This window comes from Nocardia sp. NPDC058666, assembly GCF_042714895.1.
In the GTDB taxonomy this organism is placed as follows: domain Bacteria; phylum Actinomycetota; class Actinomycetes; order Mycobacteriales; family Mycobacteriaceae; genus Nocardia.
In genome coordinates this window covers 340,366-362,560 of sequence record NZ_JBHXRY010000004.1, presented here as the reverse complement: position 1 = coordinate 362,560, position 22,195 = coordinate 340,366, and the positions used below count along the sequence as shown (strand labels likewise).

The 22,195-nt window shown below is 66.3% G+C and carries 19 protein-coding genes; 16 read left to right on the top strand and 3 right to left on the bottom strand.

Annotated elements, in window-relative coordinates; translation table 11 throughout:
* Positions 1-92: 92 nt before the first annotated feature.
* The 4 genes from secD to ACFWVD_RS13315 are packed head-to-tail and all read left to right on the top strand — an operon-like array spanning position 93 to position 5,293.
* Entirely contained in the window at positions 93-1,796 is a 1,704-nt protein-coding gene (secD, locus tag ACFWVD_RS13330) for a protein translocase subunit SecD (protein WP_379242298.1), read from the top strand.
* Positions 1,793-2,965 (top strand): protein translocase subunit SecF, encoded by a 1,173-nt coding sequence (gene secF / locus ACFWVD_RS13325; protein WP_379242297.1) that lies wholly within the window; start codon positions 1,793-1,795, stop codon positions 2,963-2,965. The genes secD and secF overlap by 4 nt, the downstream gene beginning before the upstream one ends.
* Before the next feature lie 22 nt (positions 2,966-2,987).
* Entirely contained in the window at positions 2,988-4,700 is a 1,713-nt protein-coding gene (locus tag ACFWVD_RS13320) for an ABC transporter substrate-binding protein (RefSeq protein WP_379242296.1), read from the top strand.
* A 20-nt stretch (positions 4,701-4,720) separates the two neighbouring features.
* The gene (locus ACFWVD_RS13315; RefSeq protein WP_379242295.1) at positions 4,721-5,293 is read left to right on the top strand and encodes an adenine phosphoribosyltransferase; all 573 of its coding nucleotides are present in this window, start codon (positions 4,721-4,723) and stop codon (positions 5,291-5,293) included.
* Between the two features lies 1 nt (position 5,294).
* Here ACFWVD_RS13315 and ACFWVD_RS13310 read toward each other — a convergent pair whose 3' ends face one another.
* Positions 5,295-5,909, bottom strand: coding sequence for a GNAT family N-acetyltransferase (locus ACFWVD_RS13310; RefSeq protein WP_379242294.1), 615 nt, complete (start codon positions 5,907-5,909; stop codon positions 5,295-5,297).
* Between the two features lie 232 nt (positions 5,910-6,141).
* Here ACFWVD_RS13310 and ACFWVD_RS13305 point away from each other — a divergent pair, with 232 nt between their 5' ends.
* The 5 genes from ACFWVD_RS13305 to ACFWVD_RS13285 all read left to right on the top strand — a co-directional run bounded on the left by ACFWVD_RS13305 (position 6,142) and on the right by ACFWVD_RS13285 (position 12,906).
* Positions 6,142-7,719 carry an ABC-F family ATP-binding cassette domain-containing protein gene (locus ACFWVD_RS13305; protein ID WP_379242293.1) on the top strand — a complete coding sequence of 526 codons (1,578 nt, stop codon included), beginning with the start codon at positions 6,142-6,144 and terminating at the stop codon, positions 7,717-7,719.
* A 130-nt stretch (positions 7,720-7,849) separates the two neighbouring features.
* Entirely contained in the window at positions 7,850-8,797 is a 948-nt protein-coding gene (locus tag ACFWVD_RS13300; protein ID WP_379242292.1) for a hypothetical protein, read from the top strand.
* A gap of 19 nt (positions 8,798-8,816) precedes the next feature.
* Complete coding sequence (locus ACFWVD_RS13295; protein WP_379242291.1) at positions 8,817-10,073, top strand: adenylosuccinate synthetase; 1,257 nt, start codon at positions 8,817-8,819, stop codon at positions 10,071-10,073.
* 135 nt (positions 10,074-10,208) lie between these two features.
* Complete coding sequence (locus tag ACFWVD_RS13290; protein ID WP_379242290.1) at positions 10,209-10,856, top strand: NUDIX hydrolase; 648 nt, start codon at positions 10,209-10,211, stop codon at positions 10,854-10,856.
* Positions 10,857-11,130: 274 nt separating this feature from the next.
* Positions 11,131-12,906, top strand: a complete 1,776-nt coding sequence (locus ACFWVD_RS13285; protein ID WP_379242289.1) for a serine/threonine protein kinase — start codon at positions 11,131-11,133, stop codon at positions 12,904-12,906.
* Here ACFWVD_RS13285 and ACFWVD_RS13280 read toward each other — a convergent pair.
* Positions 12,863-13,642 (bottom strand): metallophosphoesterase, encoded by a 780-nt coding sequence (locus ACFWVD_RS13280; RefSeq protein ID WP_379242288.1) that lies wholly within the window; start codon positions 13,640-13,642, stop codon positions 12,863-12,865. The genes ACFWVD_RS13285 and ACFWVD_RS13280 overlap by 44 nt on opposite strands.
* Before the next feature lie 173 nt (positions 13,643-13,815).
* Between ACFWVD_RS13280 and ACFWVD_RS13275 the strand changes: the two genes are divergently transcribed.
* On the top strand, positions 13,816-14,826 hold the full coding sequence (locus ACFWVD_RS13275; RefSeq protein WP_379242287.1) for an alkaline phosphatase family protein: 1,011 nt from the start codon (positions 13,816-13,818) through the stop codon (positions 14,824-14,826).
* 27 nt (positions 14,827-14,853) lie between these two features.
* Here the strand turns inward: ACFWVD_RS13275 and ACFWVD_RS13270 are convergent, their stop codons facing one another.
* On the bottom strand, positions 14,854-15,765 hold the full coding sequence (locus ACFWVD_RS13270; RefSeq protein ID WP_379242286.1) for a hypothetical protein: 912 nt from the start codon (positions 15,763-15,765) through the stop codon (positions 14,854-14,856).
* A gap of 276 nt (positions 15,766-16,041) precedes the next feature.
* Between ACFWVD_RS13270 and ACFWVD_RS13265 the strand changes: the two genes are divergently transcribed.
* From ACFWVD_RS13265 to ACFWVD_RS13240, 6 genes are all read left to right on the top strand, one after another.
* A complete protein-coding gene (locus ACFWVD_RS13265; protein ID WP_379242285.1) occupies positions 16,042-18,411 on the top strand; it encodes a RelA/SpoT family protein in 2,370 nt (789 codons plus the stop codon).
* 527 nt (positions 18,412-18,938) lie between these two features.
* Positions 18,939-20,048 (top strand): hypothetical protein, encoded by a 1,110-nt coding sequence (locus tag ACFWVD_RS13260; RefSeq protein WP_379242284.1) that lies wholly within the window; start codon positions 18,939-18,941, stop codon positions 20,046-20,048.
* 9 nt (positions 20,049-20,057) lie between these two features.
* Positions 20,058-20,906, top strand: coding sequence for a MinD/ParA family protein (locus ACFWVD_RS13255; RefSeq protein WP_379242283.1), 849 nt, complete (start codon positions 20,058-20,060; stop codon positions 20,904-20,906).
* Positions 20,903-21,544, top strand: coding sequence for a hypothetical protein (locus ACFWVD_RS13250; protein ID WP_379242282.1), 642 nt, complete (start codon positions 20,903-20,905; stop codon positions 21,542-21,544). Before ACFWVD_RS13255 ends, ACFWVD_RS13250 begins: the two co-directional genes overlap by 4 nt.
* A 94-nt stretch (positions 21,545-21,638) precedes the next feature.
* Complete coding sequence (locus tag ACFWVD_RS13245; protein ID WP_056815437.1) at positions 21,639-21,932, top strand: hypothetical protein; 294 nt, start codon at positions 21,639-21,641, stop codon at positions 21,930-21,932.
* Positions 21,932-22,186 (top strand): hypothetical protein, encoded by a 255-nt coding sequence (locus tag ACFWVD_RS13240; RefSeq protein ID WP_379242281.1) that lies wholly within the window; start codon positions 21,932-21,934, stop codon positions 22,184-22,186. Before ACFWVD_RS13245 ends, ACFWVD_RS13240 begins: the two co-directional genes overlap by 1 nt.
* Positions 22,187-22,195: the final 9 nt, after the last annotated feature.

The following is a 22,195-nucleotide window of genomic DNA, read 5'->3' as shown; positions in this document are numbered from 1 at the left end:
CTTTCCCCGCCCGGACGCGCTCTTGCGTTCCGGGCCGGGCACCGTTGTGCCCACCGATCCAGCCTCGACTTCCGCCTAGGAGATGACCTGCTGTGCCACCTTCCTCCCAAGGATCGGCGCATCCGTTCCGGTTGCTCGGTGTATACGCCGCGCTGCTGGCCGTGATCTACGCGCTGGTGTTCTTCACCGGTGACCATTCCCCGTCGGCCAAGCTCGGCATCGACCTGCAGGGCGGTACCCGCGTCACGTTGACCGCGCGTACCCCCGACGGCAACAAGCCGAGCCAGGAGAGCCTGAAGAAGGCGCAGGAGATCATCGAGGCCCGTGTCAACGGTCTCGGCGTCTCCGGCTCCGAAGTGGTCATCGACGGTGACAATCTGGTCATCACGGTGCCCGGCGACGACAGCCAGCAGGCACGCGCGCTGGCCACCACCGCCAAGCTCTACATCCGCCCGGTGCTGTTCGCGACCCAGCCGCAGGCAGGCGGAGCGACTCCGCCCGCGCAGCCGGGTGGCACCGCACCGCCGGCCACCGACGCGCCGGCACCCGCGCCGGGTGAATCGACTCAGCCCACCCCGGGCGAGGCGACCCCGCCCGCGGACGCTCCGGTCACCCCGGCGCCGCAGTCGCGCGTGTTCCCCGCGCAGGCACCGCCAACGCCTACTCCGGCTCCCGGTGATCTGACGTTCCAGCAGCAGCAGGCCAAGGAGATCGCCGACGCCAAGGCGCTGCGGCAGAGCACCGACCAGCAGGTCCAGCAGATCGCCGTGACGGCGATGGACTGCACCAAGCCCGACCCGCTGGCCGGTAACGACGACCCGGCCCTGCCGCTGGTCACCTGCTCGCAGGACGGCACCGAGGTATTTTTGCTCGGTCCCAGCCGCATCGACGGCCAGGAGATCTCCGATGCGAAGTACCAGTTGGAATCGGCCAAGCACGCGGTGAATATCTCGTTCAAGTCGGCCGGTGGTGAGATCTGGGGTCAGCTCACCACGGAGTACCTGAACAAGCGAGTCGCCTTCGTACTGGATTCGAGCGTGGTCAGCGCGCCGCAGGTGCTGTCGGGTGGGCAATACACCGGATCCACCCAGATCACGGGTCAGTTCACCCCCGACAGCGCGAAGGAGCTGGCCAACACCCTCAAGTACGGTTCGCTGCCGCTGTCGTTCCAGACCTCCGAAGCCGAGACCGTCTCGGCGACGCTGGGCCTGTCCTCGCTGAAGGCGGGCCTGCTCGCCGGTGCCATCGGCCTGATCGCGGTGCTCATGTACTGCCTGCTGGTGTATCGGATGCTGGGCCTGCTGGCCGGGTTCTCGCTGATCGCGGCCGGTGTCGCGGTCTACGGCATCATCGTGCTGCTGGGCCGCTGGATCGGGTTCACCCTCGACCTGGCCGGTATCGCCGGTCTGATCATCGGTATCGGTCTGACCGCGGACTCGTTCGTGGTGTTCTTCGAACGCATCAAGGACGAGATGCGCGAGGGCCGCAGCTTCCGCTCGGCCGTGCCGCGCGGTTGGGCCCGCGCCCAGCGCACCAACCTGTCGGGTAAGACCGTCAGTTTGATCGCCTCGGTCGTGCTGTACCTGCTCGCCGCCGGTCAGGTGAAGGGCTTCGCCTTCACCCTCGGTATCACCACCGTCCTCGACGTGATCGTGCTCTACCTGGTCACCGCCCCGCTGATGATGCTCGCCGCGCGTTCGCCGTTCTGGGCGAAACCGTCGGTGAACGGTCTCGGCTCGGTCCAGCAGATCGCCAGGGAACGCGGCCATGCCCGGCCGAAGGAGATGTCACGATGAGCAACGACAAGCCCACCGAGGAATCGGTGAACCTGGACAAAGACGAGTCGCCGGCGGGCCCGAAACACGGGTTCTTCGAACGTCTCTACACCGGCACCGGTGGCTTCCCCATCGTCAGCAGGCGCAAGTTCTTCTACACGATGTCGGCGGTGCTGCTGCTGATCTCGCTGCTGAGCATCGCGGTGCGCGGCTTCACCCTCGGGATCGACTTCGAGGGCGGCTCGCGCATCCAGATCCCGGCCGCGGACAACGTCAGCACCCAGCAGGTGGAAGACGTCTACGCGCAGACGCTGGGCCACGGACCCGTCGCGGTGCAGAAGGTCGGCTCCGGCGCCTCGGCCACCATTCAGGTGCGCTCGGAGACCCTGGACCTGAACCAGACCGAACAGGTCCAGTCGGCGCTGTTCGACAAGTTCCAGCCCAAGGACTCGTCGGGTCAGGTCACCCGCAACGCCATCAGCATCGCCGAGATCAGCGAGACCTGGGGCGGGCAGATCACCAAGAAGGCGCTGATCGCGCTGGCGGTGTTCGTGCTGTTGACCATGGTCTACATCGCCATCCGCTTCGAACGAGACATGTCGATCGCGGCGATCGTGTCGCTGTTCTTCAACCTGTTCGTGACCGCGGGTATCTACTCGCTGGTCGGGTTCGAGGTGACACCCGCGGCGGTGATCGGCCTGCTCACGATTCTGGGTTACGTGCTGTACGACAACGTGGTGGTCTTCGACAAGGTCGAGGAGAACACCCGCGGCGTGCTGCACCTGAACAAACGCACCTACGCCGAACAGGCCAACCTGGCCGCCAACCAGACGTTGATGCGCTCGATCAGCACCACGATCATCGGTATCCTGCCGATCATCGGCATGCTGGTGATCGCGGTCTGGCTGCTGGGTGTGGGCACCCTGAAGGACCTCGCGCTGGTGCAGCTGGTGGGCATGATCGTGGGCGCCTACTCCTCGATCTTCCTCGCCGTTCCGGTGCTGGTGTCGATCAAGGAACGCTGGGGTCCGGTGGCCGCGCACACCAAGAAGGTCCTGGCCAAACGTGCCGGGGTCGGTGAGCCCGCGCGGGTTCCGGTGGGTGCGGGTGCGCGTTCGCGTGGGACCGGTTCGGGCGCACCGCGACCGGGCTCGCGGCCGACCGGGAAGCGTCAACAGCGAAGGCACTGACACACGAGCAGGGGATCTCATCATGCGACGCAGCACGATTCGATTGATCACCGTGCTGGCCACCGCGGCGGTCACCACCTCCGTGGTGGCCGGCTGCTCGACCAAGAACCAGGTGCCCTCCATCGGGTACGCGGTCGACGCGGCGGTGGCCAGCTACAACGGCGCCAGCACACTGGGCGCCGGTAGCGGCACCGCGGCGGTGTTCGGTCGCGTGCTGACCGGGTTCTTCTACACCGGACCCGACGGTCAGCAGGTGGCCGACACCGACTTCGGCACGGCCAAGGAAGTGCCGGGCGAGGCCCAGACGGTGCAGTACCGGCTCAACCCGGACGGGGTGTACTCCGACGGGGTGAAGACCTCCTGCGACGATCTGGTGCTGGCCTGGTCGGCCCGCTCGGGCAAGTTCACCCGTCCTGGTGATCGTGGGCCGCTGCCGTTGTTCGACGCGGCGAGCACCACGGGCTACGACGAGATCGAGCGGATCGACTGCCAGCCCGGATCGCGCGACGCCACGGTGGTGTTCCGGCCGGGCAAGCACTACCTGCCGTGGCGCACTCTGTTCAGCGCGACCGAGGTGATGCCCGCGCACGTGGTGGCGCAGGCGGTCGGCGTGCCGAATGTGGTGGGCGCCTTGCAATCCGGCGACGAGGCGGTGATCGGCCGGATCGCCGATTTCTGGAACAGCGGCTGGACCATCGGGTCCGGTGCGTTGGACCTGACCAAGTTCCCGTCGTCGGGGCCGTACCGGATCGAATCCTTCGGTGCCAAGGACGGTTTGGTGCTGGTGGCCAATGAGAAGTGGTGGGGTGACGCGCCCGAGACCAAGCGGATCGTGGTGTGGCCCAAGGGAACCGACTTCGCCGCCAAGGCGAAGGAGAACGCCCTGGGCGTAGTGGATCTGGGGGCCGGGTCGGTCGCGGATCTGAAGCTGGACGGGTTCGACGAGCAGACCGTGGCCAGTCGCGGTGCCGAGCAGCTCGTGCTCGCCACCGGCGGGGTGTTCTCGCGGGTGGAGGTTCGCCGGGCGTTCGCGCAGTGTGTGCCGCGGCAGGCGCTGTTCGACACCCTCGGTAAGGCGGGCGAACCGCCGACGCATGGGCTCGGTGCCGGTGTGTTGAATTCGCGTGTGGTGCAGCAGGATTCGCTGTACTACCCGGCAGTTGTGGGTGGGGCGGACCGGTATCTCGGTGCCGATATCGCCGCGGCCACCGCGACGTTGGCCTCGTCGGGAACGGCGCAGCCGACGGTGCGGATCGGTTACCAGGGGCCGGATGCGCGCCGTGCGCAGACGGTCGCCATGATCGCCGACTCCTGCCGTGGGGCGGGGATCACCGTGGTCGACGCGGGTGCACCCGACTTCACGCCGGGCAAGCTGCGCGAGGGTGCGGTCGACGCGGTGCTCGGTGGCACCGGGGCGGTGCCGGGGCCCGCGGGGTCCAGTGCCGGTGTGCCCGCGGTGTCGGCGTTGCGGGCCGGTAGCGGACTCGATTTCGGTGGCTTCGCTAACGGTCGCTACGATGCGATCACCGATCAGCTGGCGGGCGAGACCAACTCGACCACGACGCTGAACCTGCTGACCGAGGCCGAAAACCTGCTGTGGGCGCAACTTCCGAGCATTCCGTTGTTCGCGACACCGCGCGTCATCGCCTTCGGCACCGGCATGGAGAACGGGATCGCCGGGCCGACACAGGCCGGTACCGGCTGGAATATGGATCGCTGGGTGTTGCAGCGATGACAGGTGAGGGAAGAGAGTCGATGAGCAAGCACGCGGTGGCCGAGTCCGGTGACCAGGCCAATGAGCGCACCGCTGTAGCGGCCGAGGCGGTCGAGCGGCTGACTCGCTGGCACGACGACTTCCCCACGCCGGGAGTGCGTTTCGCCGATCTCACCCCGGTCTTCGCCGACGCGGTCGGGTTCCGCGCGGTCATCGACTGCTTCGCCGCCATCGCCCCCGACGCCGACCTGGTCGCCGGTGTCGACGCGCGCGGGTTCCTGCTCGGCGCGGGGGTGGCCGCGACGCTGGGCACCGGCGTGCTGGCCATCCGCAAGGGCGGCAAGCTGCCGCCGCCGGTCGTGTCGCGCGAGTACAACCTCGAATACGGTTCCGCCGCACTGGAAATCCCGGCCAACGGGGTCGAGCTCGAGGGCAAGCGGATCCTGCTTCTCGACGACGTGCTCGCCACCGGTGGCACCTTGGCCGCCGCGGCCGCGCTGTTCACCGAGGTCGGTGCCGTGGTGGTCGCGGCCGCGGTGGTCATGGAGCTCGAGTTCCTGAAGGGGCGCGAGCACCAGGGTGACTACCCGGTGACCTCGATCGTCAAGCTCTGACTCAGCGAGCCGCCCGCCACATCGGCCACAGCTTCGGGCCGCCGTCGGGAAGTTGCAGTTCGCCGGTCACGGTGAAACCGAAGCGTTCGTAGTACGGGACGTTGACGGGGTTGCTGGATTCCAGGTAGGCGGCGGCGTGTTCGGCATCCACGCGGTCGAGTCGACTGTGCAGCAGGGCGTGCGCGTAGCCGCGGCCGCGCACGTCGGGGGCGGTGCCCAGCATCGCCAGGTACCAATGCGGTTCGGTGGGATGGTTCTTCTTCAGCAGGTCACCGACCTGTTTGCCGGCCAGGGCGCGGCGGCCGAACGCGCGCCAGATGCCGGGCAGGGTGCGCAGTTCGGTCAGCGTCGCCGGGTCGGGATGGTTCGGCGGAGTCCACAGTGCCGCGGCGCCGACGGTGCCGTCGCCGCGTAACGCCAGGTCCGAGGCGTGCACGGGGAAGAACAGGTGCCGCGCCATCGTGGCGAAAAACCTCGGCAGGCCGGCCGCTCGACGGTCCGGGTCGGGCAGGATCCAGCTCATCACGGGGTCGTGCTGGAACGCTTCCGCCAGCGTCGCAGCGGCCGCATCGATGTCGTTTCCAGCGGCTTCGCGCACCACGATCGTGTTCGACATCGCACTCCTTCGATCATGGTGCGCCCGGTTCGCGGCGCCTCGCGTCCAGGCTAGCGGTTCCATGACGGGGCTCACATGACCGAAAAAGGGGTGGCGCGTCGGGGCGGATCGGTGTTATCAATAGAGAGTCTTGTTCCCGGCGATCGGAGTTCTGCGTTGATTTCTTGAGGCTGCCTTTCGGACGGTCCGCATTCTGCGCACCGTGTATCCGTCGCACCTCCAGGGGATCCGCATGACCTCTCTTTCTTTTTCCGATCTCACTTTTCACTGGCCGGATGGTACGCCCGTATTCGACGGGCTCGATGCTGTTGTCGGCCCCGGTCAGATCGGCCTCGTCGGCGCCAACGGTGCCGGAAAATCTACGCTGCTGCGGCTGGTCGCCGGTGAGTTGAAGCCCGTGCGCGGGTCGATCAGTGTGCCCGGCGACATCGGGTACCTGCGTCAAGATCTGGGTATGCGCGCTGGTCAGCGCGTCGACGCGCTGCTCGGGATCGCGTACCTGCGGGCCGCGTTGCACCGCATCGAGAACGGCACCGGCGAACCGGCCGACTTCGACACCGTCGGCGTGCACTGGCAGGTCGAAGACGAGGCGATCGCGTTGCTCGGCAAGCTCGGACTCGACTACGTCGCCGGGTCCGTCGCCGACCTCGACCGCACACTCGACACCCTGTCGGGCGGCGAAACCGTGCTGCTCGGCCTGGTCGCGGAACTGCTGCGCGAACCCGACGTGCTGCTGCTGGACGAGCCGACCAACAACCTCGACACGGTGGCACGTCGACGGCTCTACGACGTGATCCGCCAGTTCCCCGGCACCGTGCTGGTGGTCAGCCACGACCGGGAACTGCTCGACCGCATGGACGGGATCGCCGAGCTCCGGGCAGGCGAGATCCGGCTGTTCGGCGGCAACTACAGCGAATACGAACGCATCATCGATGCCGAACAGGAGGCAGCACAGGCAGCAGTACGCGACGCACGCAGCGATGTGCGTAAACAGGCACGCGAGCTCGAGGCGACCCGGATCAAACTGGATCGTCGAAAGCGCTACGGGCAGAAGATGTTCGACACCAAACGCGAGCCGAAGATCGTGATGGGTATGCGCAAACGCAGCGCCGAGGTGTCGGCGGGCAAACTGCGCAACTCGCACATCGACAAACTCGACACTGCCCGCGAAACACTGGACCACGCCGAGGAATTGGTGCGCGCGGACCGCGAGATCCGGGTCGACCTCCCGGGCACCCGCCTGTATCCCGGACAGGACGTCATCGCACTGGACCAGGTGCGCCTGGCCAACGGTCCGGTGGTGGACCTGCGCGTGAGCGGCCCCGAACGCATCGCGCTCACCGGCCGCAACGGGTCAGGAAAAACGACCCTGCTGCGTCGAATCGTCGCCGAACAACCGAAGGTGGCCTGGCGACTGCTCCCGCAACGCCTGGACGTATTCGATGAAACCCGAACAGTTTTCGACAATGTCGCCGACGCCGCACCCCACGCGTCAGCCGAACAGATCCGAGGTCAACTGGCCCGGTTCCTCTTCCGAGGCACCGACGCCGACGTCACCGCCGCGGCCCTGTCCGGCGGCGAACGCCTCCGAGCAGCCCTGGCCACGCTGCTGCTGGCAGACCCCGCCCCGAAACTGCTGATGCTCGACGAACCCACCAACAACCTCGACCTGCCCAGCCTGGCCCACCTCACCCAGGCCCTGGCCAACTTCGAAGGAGCCCTGATCGTGGTCAGCCACGACGACCACTTCCTCGAAGACATCGGCGTCACCCGCAGGCTCGAACTCACCCCTGAAGGACTGGTCGAGTAGGGCGGACTCGCGTGCGTCGAAGGAGGAGGTCCCCTCGAGCAAACGCAGACGAGTTCGCCCGTGACTCTTGACGATCGTTGTTTTAGTTGAATAGACTAAAACAACGATCGAGCGAGAGGGAGTGGTTCGCATGGGGTATGGGAACTGGGATGACACCGCCTATCGGGCGGGTAAGACGTATCGGGCGCGGCACGGGGTGGACGACTTCGGGTACACCGCCGAGATGCGCGCGAAGTCGTATGACGACTGGTGTGCGCATCCGCTGCTGGATCCGTTCGGGGTCGGGAAGCGGGAGTGCCGGGATTCGGCCGAGCACGGGAACTCGCTGCCGGTGGCGGTGCTGTTCGACGTCACCGGGTCGATGGGGCGGGTGCCGCGGATCATGCAGGACAAGCTCGGGAAACTGCACGGGCTGTTGAAGAACAAGGGATACGCGCAGGACCCGCAGGTGCTGTTCGGGGCGATCGGTGACGCCGATTCCGACCGGGTGCCGTTGCAGGTGGGGCAGTTCGAGTCCGACAACCGGATGGATGAACAGCTGCGGGCGATCCTGCTGGAAGGCGGTGGTGGTGGGCAGAAGTCCGAAAGTTATGAACTGGCCGCCTATTTCATGGCCGAGCACGTTGTGACGGATGCGTGGGACAAGCGCGGGAAGAAGGGGTATCTGTTCCAGATCGGCGACGAGCTGAACAAGCCTCGGCTGGCTGCCCGGCATGTGCGCGCGGTGATCGGTGATCATGTGCGGCGCGATGTGTCGGTCGAGTCGATCTATCGCGAGCTCGAACAGCGGTGGCACGTGTACTACATCCTGCCGAATCAGTCCTCGTACTACGGGGATCCGGAGATCGCGCAGCACTGGCGGGAGTTGCTCGGGCAGAACTTTCTGAAGCTCGAGGACCCCGGTGCGGTGTGCGAATTGATCGCGGTGACAATCGGATTGGGGGAGGACCGGGTCGATCTCGACACCGGGCTGGCGGATCTGCGTGATGTCGGGTCGGGGGACGAGGCCGACGCGGTCGGACGGGCACTGGGGTCGAAGCCGGGGCGGACCATGCGAGCACTGCCGCCGAGTCGCTGAAAGATCAAGGGGCACTGTGATGTTCGGATCAGATCATTTGATCGTGGTAGATCTGGGGTTCGGCGACGCGGGCAAGGGTGCCACGGTCGACTGGTTGTGCTCGCCCGAAGCCGATCTCGGGGTGGCGGCGGTCGTGCGGTTCAACGGCGGTGCGCAGGCCGCGCACAACGTCGTGGTGCACGGTCGCCACCACACCTTCGCGCAGTTCGGGTCGGGGACTTTCGCCGGTGTGCCGACGCTGTTGTCGCAGCACATGCTGGTCGAACCGATCGCGCTGGCTGCCGAATCCGAACAGCTTGCAGCACTGGGTGTTCCAGACCCACTGGGGCTGCTCGCCGTCGACGGGCGTGCCCTGCTCACCACCCCGATCCACATTGCCGCGAACCGTGCACGCGAGGACGCGAGGGGTTCCTCGCGGCACGGTTCCTGCGGGCGTGGGATCGGCGAAACAGCTTGGTACGCACTGGAACACGACGCACCGACGGTTGCCGACTGTCGGGAGCCTGCGCTGCTGCGCGCCAAGCTGGACAGGCTCGCCGCGCACTACGACAGCCTGATCGGCCCCAGCACGCACGGGTACGAATCGATCGATGCCATGGTCGCGATGTACCGCGATTTCGCACGAGCCGTCCGCATTACCGGCGCGGATGAACTCGCTCGCTGCGCACAAGGCGGCCGCTTGGTGTTCGAAGGTGCGCAAGGCGTACTGCTCGACGAATGGCGGGGTCTACACCCGCACACCACCTGGTCGACGGTCGAGCCACGCAACGCACGCACCATGATCAACGAAATCGGCGGAACCGCAACCGTCTTGGGCGTCACCCGCACCTACATGACTCGCCACGGCGCGGGACCCCTCCCCACCGAAGCGCCGCTGCGAATCCCGGAACCGCACAACGAAACCGGGCACTATCAGGGCGAATTCCGCCAGGGCCACCTCGACCCGATCCTGTTGCGCTACGCCATCGACGTGTGCGGCGGGATCGACGGGCTGGTAGTCAACCACCTCGACATCCCCGGAACACTCTGTGCCGCACAGGCATACGACACACCGGCGCGCAGAATCACCGAACTCGCTCCGGGGCGATGGCGTGACCTCGACCACCAGCAACGGCTCACCGACCAACTCTTCACCGCGACACCGATTCTCACCTCGATCGACGATGACCCGGCAACCTGGCTGGCGCAGCGGTTACAGGTACCGGTGGTGCTGACCGGCCACGGCCCGGACCGCCACGACCGCAAGCCAGGCCCGGCCTGGATGGAGCCCGACTGAACCGACCGGACGTGGCCTCCCCACGAAGCCTCGACTCAGGGAACAATCCAGGCATCCGTACCGTGAAGCGCGGTCGCGGCCGGCAACAACGCGCAACGCAGTGGGTCGAGCGCTCGAGGCAGGATGAGGTGACGTGTGGAGCAATCCGTTGTGTCGATCGACGTGGTGACCCTGCGATGCTGGGACACCGACAGCAGCGTGCGCATCGGCATCGCCCCCCGCCAATTCGAACCCTTCACCGGCGAACTAGCGCTGCCCGGCGTACTGCTGGGCCGCGGCGAACGCCTCGCCGACGCCGCCCGCCGCGCGGTCCACACCAAACTCGGCGTCCCCACCGAGGCGATCGGCGCGGTCGGCCAACTCGTCACCTTCGACGAACCCCACCGCGACCCCCGCGGCCCGACCCTGGCCATCGCCATGTGGGCAGTCGTCGCCGAACACGACGGCCCCGCCGAATGGGTGGACTTCGACACCGTCCCACCCCTGGCCTTCGACCACAACCTCATCGTCGACACCAGCCGAGCCCTACTGGCCGCCCTGCTCTGGAAAGACACCACCCTCACCCGAGCCCTCACCGGCACCGAGTTCCCCGCCACCCGCGCCGTCGACCTGAGCACCTCCCTACACGGCACCCGCCCCGACCCCGCCAACCTCAATCGGACCCTCGCTGCGATTCCCGGCCTGGATCGCACCGGCGAACGGCGCCGGGTGAAGGCGACGGGAAGACCTGCGGTCGTGTGGGCGTTCGACGCAGACGGAGGCTCAAATGGCTTCGACGATTAAGGTCTTTGGGTATCCGGATATGAAGCGGAACTCTCCGCCGCGTCGGTGATCACCGCTGCAACGCGGGTAGTTCCATCTCGTCCCACCCAGTGAAGACCCTCGGCGTGTGCTGCTGTGTATGCGATCCGTGATGATCATCGAACGCGCCCCTCGTCAACGGAAAGCCTTCCGCCGCAACGAGTCCGACCCCAAGCGTCGGCGCTGAAGCTACTGACGTGCTGAAACATGGTGCACCGCAACCTCTCCGACGTAGAGCGACCGGCTTCCGGGGATCATGGTGTGTCCCGAAGTAGGACGTATCGGTACATTTCGGGCATACTGTCGGCCTAGGGCCCGTCGATGGCGTGTCGGCAGCGTCCTGTGCTCGTGGGGAAGGGAACAACTGAACATGCACTCATTGCGATCCGATGACCCCAAGTCAATCGGACCATACGAGTTGTTGGGAGTACTCGGATCGGGAGGGATGGGGCGGATCTATCTCGGCCGCATCGGGAAGGCAGGGCAAGCGGTTGCGGTGAAGGTCATCCGGCCCGACTTGGCCGACGATACTGAATTCCGTATCCGTTTCCGCCGGGAGGTGGCTGCCGCGCGGCGCGTCAAAGGAAAACACACGGCGGCCCTGCTGGATGCCGATGTTGAGGCCGACCATCCGTGGTTGGCTACCGAATTCGTAGCTGGTGTACCTCTCGACGATGCAGTTCGAGAACACAACGCGCTTCCGGAAGAATCGGTAATCCTTCTTGCCGTCGGACTTGTGGATGCACTGACGGATATTCACAATGCAGGAATTGTTCACCGTGACCTGAAGCCGTCGAACATCTTGCTTACCACGGAGGGGCCGCGGGTTATCGATTTCGGAATCGCGCGTGCCGCTGATGACACGGTGCTCACCGCGACAGGTCAGTTCATCGGATCGCCCGGATATATGGCTCCTGAGCAAATCGCGGGCACCGACGGTCAAGGCTCCAGTGGCGATATCTTCGCGCTCGGTGGTGTATTGGTCTTTGCTGCAACGGGCCGCAACCCGTTTGGGAGTGGCGACCACGTATCCATGCTATGGCGAGTCATGTATCAGGAAGTCGACTTCGGTAGTGTCCCAATGCGGTTGCGGCCAGTACTCGCCGCTTGCATGGCCAAGGAGCCCGATTCCAGGCCCACTCTCACGCAACTGCGCGAACAGTTCGACGTCCTGAAGTCTCTCGACCGCCCTAAATGGCTTCCGTCCCCAATCTATGAAGCAGCCAGCCGACGTGATAGCGCCTTCTTGGATGGTTGGAGCGCCGATGGAGACGATGGCGGAGCAGCTTCTTACCGACTCGCTGCGGTGCCGCTGACTCCGGATGCAGCCCCATCTCACGGTTTCGACGAAGATCCGAATCGTGAGATATCCGCAATGAGCCGCACGCCGCCAACCGCTGAAAAGGGAGTGGTCTCGAGGCGGCGATCAGGACGCCTCATTTTCGCGGGCATTGGCATTGGAGCTCTCATTCTGGGTGTAGCAACCAGTGGTTACCTAATGTTTGGCGATGCATCGAGAAACAGTGATTACGCATCCTCGGAGGGTTCCGCCACTTCCGTCACTTCGGTGCCTCCATCAGAAGCGGTGGCCACCGTCACCGCCGCGCAGCCTACGACGACGAGTAGTCATATAGCTGTCGCTACCACTGTCAAGTCTGCTACCGAATCACCAGCCGCGGCTCCGCCTGCGGGCGACCTGCCCGATAGCTTCGCCGCGACGTGGTCAGGTATAGATCCGCTCTCATCCGGGCCTATCACTGTCATAATGCAATCCGGAAATATCGGAGATGTAATCGGCACAATGAGTACTAATGACAATATTCTTGGTTGTACGGTGAGCACCCTAACGCTAGTCAGTGTGAGCGAGTCGCAGGTAAAGACGGAATATCGCGGATCAAGCCCAGGATGCATTCAGGGCTCCCCTGGTACCTATGCCACCTTTACGATTAGTGGGGAAAACGTTCTTTCGATGCTTTACAGTGGGAGTGCTACGCCATTGGCCTTCGTCCAGCAGTTGTATCGAACTTCATAACTCCGGTGGTTCCCAGGTCGTAGAGGGCAAAGGCGCGGCGTAGGACAGGGTACGAAACATTGTGGACAACAACGTTTCCGGGCGTGCGACCGTGTTCGGTGCCGGCGTGAGCGTGCCCGTGCAAGGCGAGGGTCGCAGGGGCGGCGTCGATCGCTTCGCCCAGGGCCTGACAACCCAGACCGGGAAAGATCGACGGTGCCTCGCCGGTCAGGGTCTCGATGGTGGGGGAGAAGTGCGTCAGGGCGATGCGGGTGGGGGTGTCGAGGGTGGTGAGGGCCTGGTGGAGGCGGGCGGCGTCGACGGGGCCGCGGCGCATGAGGGCGCGGTGTTCGTCGGTGGCGGTGTCGGGATCGCCTGGGTGGGTGGGGAATCCGCCCGAACCGCCCATGACGCCGGCGATGCCGATGCGGTGGTCGCGCACGGTGCGGATCGTCGAATCGCCGTCCAGCACTTGGACTCCGATGTCGGCGAGCAGGTCGGTGAGGAGGTCGACGAGTCCGGCGTCGTGGTCGTGATTGCCCAGGACCGCGATGACCGGAACCGGCAGGTCGACCAGTTCCGCGCACAGGAGTTCGGCCTCGTACTCGGTGCCACCATCGGTGAGATCGCCTGCCAGCAACAGCATGTCGGCTTGGCTGCCCAGACGCTCGAAATGGGGTCGGAACTTTCCCGCGACGGCCGCACGCATGTGCAGGTCGGCGGTGGCGGCGATGCGAACTGGCGTTGGGTTCCCCATCAGCCAAGAGGGCCACAGCGACTGGGCTGTTGTCAACGGAATTCGGGGTGCGCGCCATGTCTGGTTCGTGGGTTGTTCAGCGGGGCGTCCGGGTGATGCGCAGTGGATGAAACGTCGATGAATACCCTGGTGGCGGGCTCGCCGGGGCCGCCGCGGTGCCGCATGGTGAGCTCATGCGCGAGACGTCCGCTCCGGTGAAAGTGCTTGTTGCGCTGACCACTGCGTTGGTGACCATTCCGCTGGTGGGGTCGGCGGCCGGGTCGGTGGCGGCGTTCGATGATGTGGGGGTGCGGGTCGACGCGATCGCTGCATTCGGTGCGCCGTCGCGCGGGGTGGGAAATGTGGTGAACAAGGTTGTCGTGATCGGGATCGACGGGCTGATGTTCGACAAGGCCGACGCGACGCAGGCCCCGAGGTTGCGGCATCTCGCCGCGCAAGGACTGCTGTCGCAGGGCACTATCGCCGGGCACATCACCGTGTCCGGGCCGTCGTGGGCGAGCGCACTGACCGGCGTGTGGGATACCGAGCACGGCATCACCGACAACGAATTCGACGGCGGCCCGTTCCTCGCGCACCCGAGCGTGTTCACCCGGATCGAACGGGCCGACCCGAGTAAGCACACCGTCGCCATCGGCACCTGGCACCAGATCGCCACCATCGCCGCCACCGGCGACCGCCGCGCCGACCTCGCGCTCACCACCGCCCCGGTCCCCGACGACCCCGACGAATCGGCCACCGACGCCGCCACCGCCACCGAGGTGATCTCGACAATCCAGCGATCAGGCCCCGACCTGACCTTCACCCACCTCGACCAGATCGACCTGGCAGGCCACCGACACGGCGGCGCATCCCGCGCCTACCTGTCCGCCATCCGCCGAGTCGACGAGTTGGTCGGCACCATCGTCGCGGCCGTCGACCGCCGAGCGGCAACCAACCCCCACGAACAGTGGACAGTCCTGGTCACCACCGACCACGGCCACCTCCCCACCGGCGGCCACGGCGGCCAAACCCCCGCCGAAACCGCCAACTTCGTCATCGCCCGCGGCCCCGACTTCTCCCCCCACACCACCGACACCCACACCCTCGTCGACATCACCCCCACCATCCTCGACCTGCTCGCCACCCCACCCGGCCGCCTCGACGGCCACAGCATCCGCACCCGCCCCACGACCGACACGCGCTGAGAAACTCAACGCCCTCGTCGACCACGGCTATTTTTTGGGCCGGATGACCGAGATGTCGACCGAACTCACGGTGAGCGGTGTCGAGGTTTGCCTGATATCGCGGGCCAATGCGGTCGCGGATTCGGCGGTGAAATCGCCCGAGATGGTGGTTCGTCCGCCCATCTGTGGACCTTGCATCACTTTGGGGGCGCTCAGGACCGTTGAGTCGAGGACGAATGCGACGCGCTTGTTGATCGAATCGCGGGTGAGCGAGGCCCAGGCGTCGCTGCCCGTCGCGGTGAAGGCGAGATCGATCTCGTGTCTGGCTTGCCGGGTGTTGAGTCCGGCGATGACGGTGTCGACCTGGCGGCCGTCGATTCTGGACGGGCCGAGCAGGAACGCCTCGGTGCGGTCGGTGGCGCAGGTGATGAGCGGTAGCGAGGGGTCGTCGGTGCCGGCGAAGGGGTCGGCGCCGGCGCAGTCCAGGGAGTTGAGGACCTCGATCTGGGTGTCGTGGTCGGTGCTCTGCCGGAGCGCGCGTAGATCCCCTGGAACGGGTTGGGGGGCGGTCGTGGGCTGGGTGCGCTCGGCGACGGCCAGCACGGGGCGCAGGTGCAGCGAAGGGATTCGTCCGTAGACGCGTGCGCCCTCGCCCGCCGTGTCGCGCACGGTGGCCACGACCGACCCACCCGACACCGATGTCTTCGCGGCATACCCGTTGCGCGCGAGGCGATCGCCGATGACCTGCCGGAGACTGTCGAGATCGGCGGGCTCTGGCTTCGCCCCGTCACGCTGAGCGAAGGTGTAGGTGATCCGCGTTTCACAGCCGGGGCAGTCCGCGGGTGCGGTGGTCGTCGCCGGCACCGTCGACTCGGTGGCATCGTCGGCACCCTGACCGAACGAGCAGCCTGCCGCCGCCAGCACCATCATGGTCACCACGGGCATGAGTCGAATCCGCACAGCTGGTCCATCCTGTTGAAAACGTTGTTCTACCGGGTGAGATTTATCAGATACCGGGTGTCGGTGCCGAACCGGCGTACATTCGTCGAGGTGGGACGTAGTTTTCGGGCGCTGACGTCGGCGCGTGGCGCGCTGATCGGCGGTTGAGTCGATTCCGCCGCACCCCTGTGACCACCGTGATTCGAACACCAGGTCGGTAGGGGGATTAAAGTTGGTGATCCGGGAGGTTGCAGCACTCGGCCGATGTGGTCCGGATGCAGCATGAGAGGTGGTGGCATGACTCGTCAACTCGGCGAAGCGAACGTTGGTCAGGAACCCACCGGCGCCAAGCCAAGCGGAGGTGCCCCGGTGAATCCAGAACCCGTCAAGCCGTCGCCCACCGCCTCGGTTCCCAGCTCCGCCTCGCGGCGGGTGCGTGCGCGCCTGGCACGAAGGATGACCGGTCAGCGCGGGATCGCGGCGGTCAAGCCGGTGCTGGAACCGCTGGCCACGGTCCATCGTGAGCTGTATCCCAAGGCCAACCTGAGCCTGCTGCAGAAGGCCTTCGACGTCGCCGATGAACGTCATGCCAAGCAGTTCCGCAAGTCCGGCGACCCGTACATCACCCACCCCCTCGCGGTGGCGAACATTCTCGCCGAGCTCGGCATGGACACCACCACGCTGGTCGCCGCGCTGCTGCACGACACCGTCGAGGACACCGGCTACTCCCTCGAACAGCTCAAAGAGGAGTTCGGGCAGGAAGTCGCGCACCTGGTCGACGGCGTCACCAAACTCGACAAGGTCAATCTGGGTGCCGCGGCCGAAGCCGAGACCATCCGCAAGATGATCATCGCCATGGCGCGCGACCCCCGCGTGCTGGTGATCAAGGTCGCCGACCGGCTGCACAACATGCGCACCATGCGGTTCCTGCCGCCGGAGAAGCAGGCCAAGAAGGCCAAGGAAACCCTGGAAGTGATTGCGCCCCTTGCGCATCGCCTCGGCATGGCCACCGTCAAATGGGAGCTGGAGGACCTCGCCTTCGCGATCCTGCACCCCAAGAAGTACGACGAGATCGTGCGCCTGGTCGCCGACCGCGCACCCTCGCGCGACACCTACCTGGCGAAAGTGCGCGCCGAGATCACCAACACTTTGGCCGCGTCGCGGATCAACGCGATCGTGGAGGGCAGGCCCAAGCACTACTGGTCGATCTATCAGAAGATGATCGTCAAGGGCAAAGACTTCGACGACATCCATGACCTGGTCGGCATGCGCATCCTGTGCGAGGAAGTCCGCGACTGCTACGCCGCGGTCGGTGTCGTGCACTCGCTGTGGCAGCCGATGGCGGGCCGGTTCAAGGACTACATCGCGCAACCGCGTTATGGCGTCTACCAGTCGCTGCACACCACTGTCGTCGGTCCCGACGGCAAACCACTGGAAGTGCAGATCCGCACCCAGGACATGCACCGGACCGCCGAATTCGGCATCGCGGCGCACTGGCGGTACAAGGAAACCAAGGGCAAGCACTCCGGTGACGCCGCCGAAGTCGACGACATGGCGTGGATGCGCCAACTGCTGGACTGGCAGCGTGAAGCCGCGGACCCCGCGGAGTTCCTGGAATCGCTGCGCTTCGACCTGAAGTCGCCGGAGATCTTCGTGTTCACGCCCAAGGGCGACGTGATCACGCTGCCGCAGAAGTCGACCCCGGTCGACTTCGCGTACGCCGTGCACACCGAGGTCGGGCACAAGTGCATCGGCGCCAGGGTCAACGGCCGGCTGGTCGCGCTGGAACGGCAACTCGAAAACGGCGAAGTCATCGAGGTGTTCACCTCCAAGGCGCAGAACGCCGGCCCCAGCCGCGACTGGCAGAAGTTCGTGGTCTCCCCGCGTGCCAAGGCCAAGATTCGCCAATGGTTTGCCAAGGAACGGCGCGAGGAAGCCCTCGAAAGCGGCAAGGAGCAGATCTCCAAGGAGGTCAAGCGCGTCGGACTGCCGCTGCAGCGGTTGATGAGTGTCGAGGCGATGACCGCGGTCGCGCACGAACTGCACTACAGCGACATCACCACGCTCTACACCGCCGTCGGTGAACACCAGGTGTCCGCGCACCATGTGGTGCAACGACTCATGGCACAACTGGGTGGCATCGGCGACGTCGAGAACGAGCTGGCCGAGCGGTCCACCCCGTCGACCACCCCCGCGCGGCAACGCGTCACCGGCGACGCGGGCGTGCTCATTCCGGGCGCGTCGGGCACGGTCGCGAAGTTGGCCAAGTGCTGCACGCCGGTGCCGGGCGACGAGATCATGGGGTTCGTGACCCGCGGTGGCTCGGTCAGCGTGCACCGCACCGACTGCACCAACGCCGATTCGCTGCAGGAACAGCCCGAACGCATCATCGAGGTCTCCTGGGCGCCCTCGCCGTCGTCGGTGTTCCTGGTCGCCATCCAGATCGAGGCGCTGGACCGCACCCGGTTGCTGTCGGATGTGACCAAGGTGCTGGCCGACGAGAAGGTCAACATCCTGTCCGCCGCGGTCACCACCCACGGCGACCGCGTCGCGATCAGCAAGTTCACCTTCGAAATGGGCGATCCCAAGCACCTGGGCCACCTGCTCAACGTGGTCCGCAACGTCGAAGGCGTGTACGACGTGTACCGGGTGACCTCCGCCGCCTGACACATACACAAGGCCCGGACACCGATAAGTGTGTCCGGGCCTTCGCGTGTCACCGTCCGATCGCCGAAAGATTGCTGGCCGCACAGCGTTTGCCGGAGGCAGTGAAAGGGCCGCGAAGGGCAGCAGTTCGGATACCCGGAATCTGTTACGGTTTAGTGCGTTTCAACGCTCCACTGGTCAGCGGAAACGGACTGTGATGCGGATCGATAATGCTCGGTACACGACACACCTGACGGCGACGCGCACGGCGTTCACCGTTGCTTCGCTGTCGATTTCGGCGGGGATGTCCGACTCGCGCGGTTTGGGAATTTTTCCGAGCCCTGGCGGCGCGTCTACAACATCCGCACGCCGTGGTGGGGGACAATTTCGGTTCGGGACAGGAGCCGATGGCGCCTCAATCCGGCGGCGCGACGACTCCGCCTGCCGCGACACCCTTCACCACCGCACCTCCACCTGTCCGTTCTCTGTGAACTGATCACCGAGAGGTCTTCGATGCGAACTGTGCCCGGCGCCGTGGAAAGGGGGGAATGTTGAAGTCGTACAACGAATTGTCGCGCTGGTACTCGGCCCTGGAGCCGCAGACCCAGCCCGACGACCCCGCGCGCGGGGACACCACCGACCCGGTGGCCGGCGACGAGCAGCCCGACGATGCCGCCGAACCGTTCAGCCTGACCCTGGACTTTCAGCCCGACGCCGTAGAGCATCCCGAGTCGAAGGCGAAGACGGAACTGTTCCAGCCCGACGCGGTAGGCAATCTCGAGCACGAGTCGAAGGCGAAGATCGAACCGTTCCAGCACGTGGCCGAGTTCGATGACACGACAAGCCAGTCCGTGGACATCGACGCCCTCGACTACGACAAGCAGCCGATCCCGGTCGAACCCGCACAGCAGGCCGAACCCGAACCGCTCCCCGCACCCCCCGCCCAGCTGGCCGACCGCCGCAGCGACTACACCGGCGGCTGGTCGGACTGGGTCGCCGACCCCGCACCCGCCACCGACGACGACTACGACGCGAACCTCGTCCAATTCCCCTGGCCCGACGCCGCCGACGAATACGACGACGCCCGAGTCCTGGAACCCTCCGGCGCTCTGCGCGCGAACCGGAAACGCCACCGCGCCTGGGTCGTTCTCGCGATCTCGGTGCTGGTGCTCGTGGTCGCCGCGACCGGCGTGGCCTTCCTGCTGTTCGGCCGCGGCGGCACCACCACCGCCCGCCACGCGGACTCGCCCCTGCATTTCACCGCGGGCAACCTGACCGCCGACCCCGCCGGGCAGTGCCCGACCGAACGCACCGACACCGTGGTCCGCAGCGCCGAAGCGGGCGGCACCGACTCCGGTCCCGATGCGGTACTGGCCTTCCAGCACGCCTATTACGTGACCCGATCGGGTGCGCAAGCCCGTGCGGTGGTCACCCCCGACGCCGACGTGTCGCCCGCCGCGGTGATCCAGCGCGGCATCGACACCATCCCGGTGGGCACCACCCATTGCGTGCGGATCACTACTGTCGCGGCTGACCGGTTCACCGTGGAGGTCACCGAGTTTCGGCCCGCGGGCGCACCGGCGACCTACACCAAGCAGTCGGTGCGCACAGCGCAGGTCGGCGATCGCACGCTCATCACGGGCATCGCGGCAGGGTAAGGAGAAGCGATGACAGACGACTGGAGCCGATGGCTCGACGAGGCCCCGGACGGGGCCGATGATCCGGTGCGTGATCCGGCCCCGGTGGTGCGGTTACGGCGCAAGAACGGGGAACGCCGCGACGGCACCCGCAGGCCGATCCTGGTGGTCGGCGGCTGCGGCGGTGCCGGCACGACAACGACCGTGCTCGGCCTGGCCGCGGAACTGGCCGCCGTGGGCGCGACGACCGTGGCCGTGGACGCGACCGCCGCCGGCAGCGATATCGCGTTGCGTGGCGCGGACAAACACCTGCACCCGGTGAACCTGCAGTCGTGGGTCTACGGCCGCGGCGACGACGAACCCGCCCCGCTGGAAGACTGCCTGTCGCGCTCGACCTCCGGTTTCGGCCTGCTGTGGCGCGACGCGACCCCGCTGCGTCGGCGCGCGACATATCTCACTGTGGCAAGGACTTTGGACTCCGGCGGGTATACGGCGGTCTACGACGGCGGCAATCCGATAGCCGGACGGCAACTGCGCCCCCTGCTCGACGACGCCGATATCGCCCTGGTACTGACCATTCCGGCGCGCGTGGACGCGGCCAACCGCCTGCGGGTGACCCTGGAATGGCTCGACGACCACTACGGCGACGACGGCGCGGGCGTGGTGGCCGACACCACTATCGTTGTCTCGCACCAGTATTCGCACGATGACTCCCGAGTAGCCGAGCATTTGCGCGAACACCTGTCGGGCTGGGTGCGCGAGGTCGTGGAGATCCCGTACGACCCGCACCTCGCGCGCGGCGAGCTCGTGCGCCACAGCGAGCTGGCCACCGCGACCCGTTCGGCATATGCGGACCTGCTGGCCGGGGTGGCATCATGACGGCAGCCATGAATCTTCGTCGTCGTCGTGAACCGGACGCCCCCGCCGGTGTAGTCGCGCCGCCAGAGTCGCTGCGCGCCAAGATCTGGGAACGCCCGGTGCCGGGGGTCGGCCGGGCGCCACTGGTGTGGTTGCTGGGCGTGCACGGTGGCGCGGGCGCGACCACACTGTCGCACGTGCTGGCACCCGCCGCCGACGCGCGCGGCCGCTGGCCCGGGGTGTTCGATCGCGAATCGCCCTACGTCGTGCTGGTCGCCAGGGAAACCATCTCCGGTCTCACTCGCGCGCACGACCTGCTGCGCCAGCACCACGCCGGACTAGCCGGTCCGGCACTGGTTTTGGGTCTGATCACCGTCGCCGCGCGCCCGGGTCGGATGCCACCGGAGATCCGGCGCTACCGCGACGTGGTCGGCTCGCTGGCCGGACACGTCTGGCAGGTGCCATGGTTCGAGGAATGGACCCTGGTGGAATCGGACGCGCTGCCGGTGTGGACGCCGGGCGACGAGGTGGCGGTCAAGAAACGCCGCACCGACCCGCTCGACGAAGTGCCTCTGGAAATCGGTGAGCTCGGAACCGATGTGGTCGCCGCGATCCGGGCAAGTCTCGGTGCGCCCGGTAGCGGCGAGAGTCGATCATGAACGCCGGGCGGGAATCCGGTCGGTGGTGTACAAACGTGTGTCGGCGTCGAAGTGTTTGCGGCACAACACCTTTACAGTGGGAGAAAGGCACCCGATGAGCATGCTCCTCCTCGCCGTGCAGGACACGTACGGCACCGTGCTGGCCCAGGTCGGAAATCCGACCCCGGAAGCTCCCCCCGGCTCGGAAAAGATCCTGCAGCTGGTGCGCTACCTCACCTGGTTCGTGCTGCTGTCGGGCATCTGCGGCATCACCTACGCGGGCGGTAAATTCGCGTGGGAGCGCTGGACCGGTGGTGGGCTCGAGTCGCCGAAGATGGTGGCGGGCGCCATGATCGGCGGCGTCGTGGCCACCAGCGCCGGCACGATCATGAGTGCGGTCATCGGTTAGTGATCACTGTGCTCGCCTATAAACAGCTCCCGGCCGAGGTGTTGGCGCCGATCATGCAGCTGCTGAACTGGTTGCTGTGGTTCGTGCTGTTGATGTGCCTGGCCTGGATGATCCTGGCGGCGGGTCGACTGTGGATCGCGTTCCGCAGCGACCTGGCCGTCAACGATGCCTCGCACGGCATCTTGATGAGTCTGATCGGCGCCTCGGTAGCCAGTACCGCGTCGGCGATCGCGCTGGCTTTCCTGCCGGCATGAGTTGGCCCG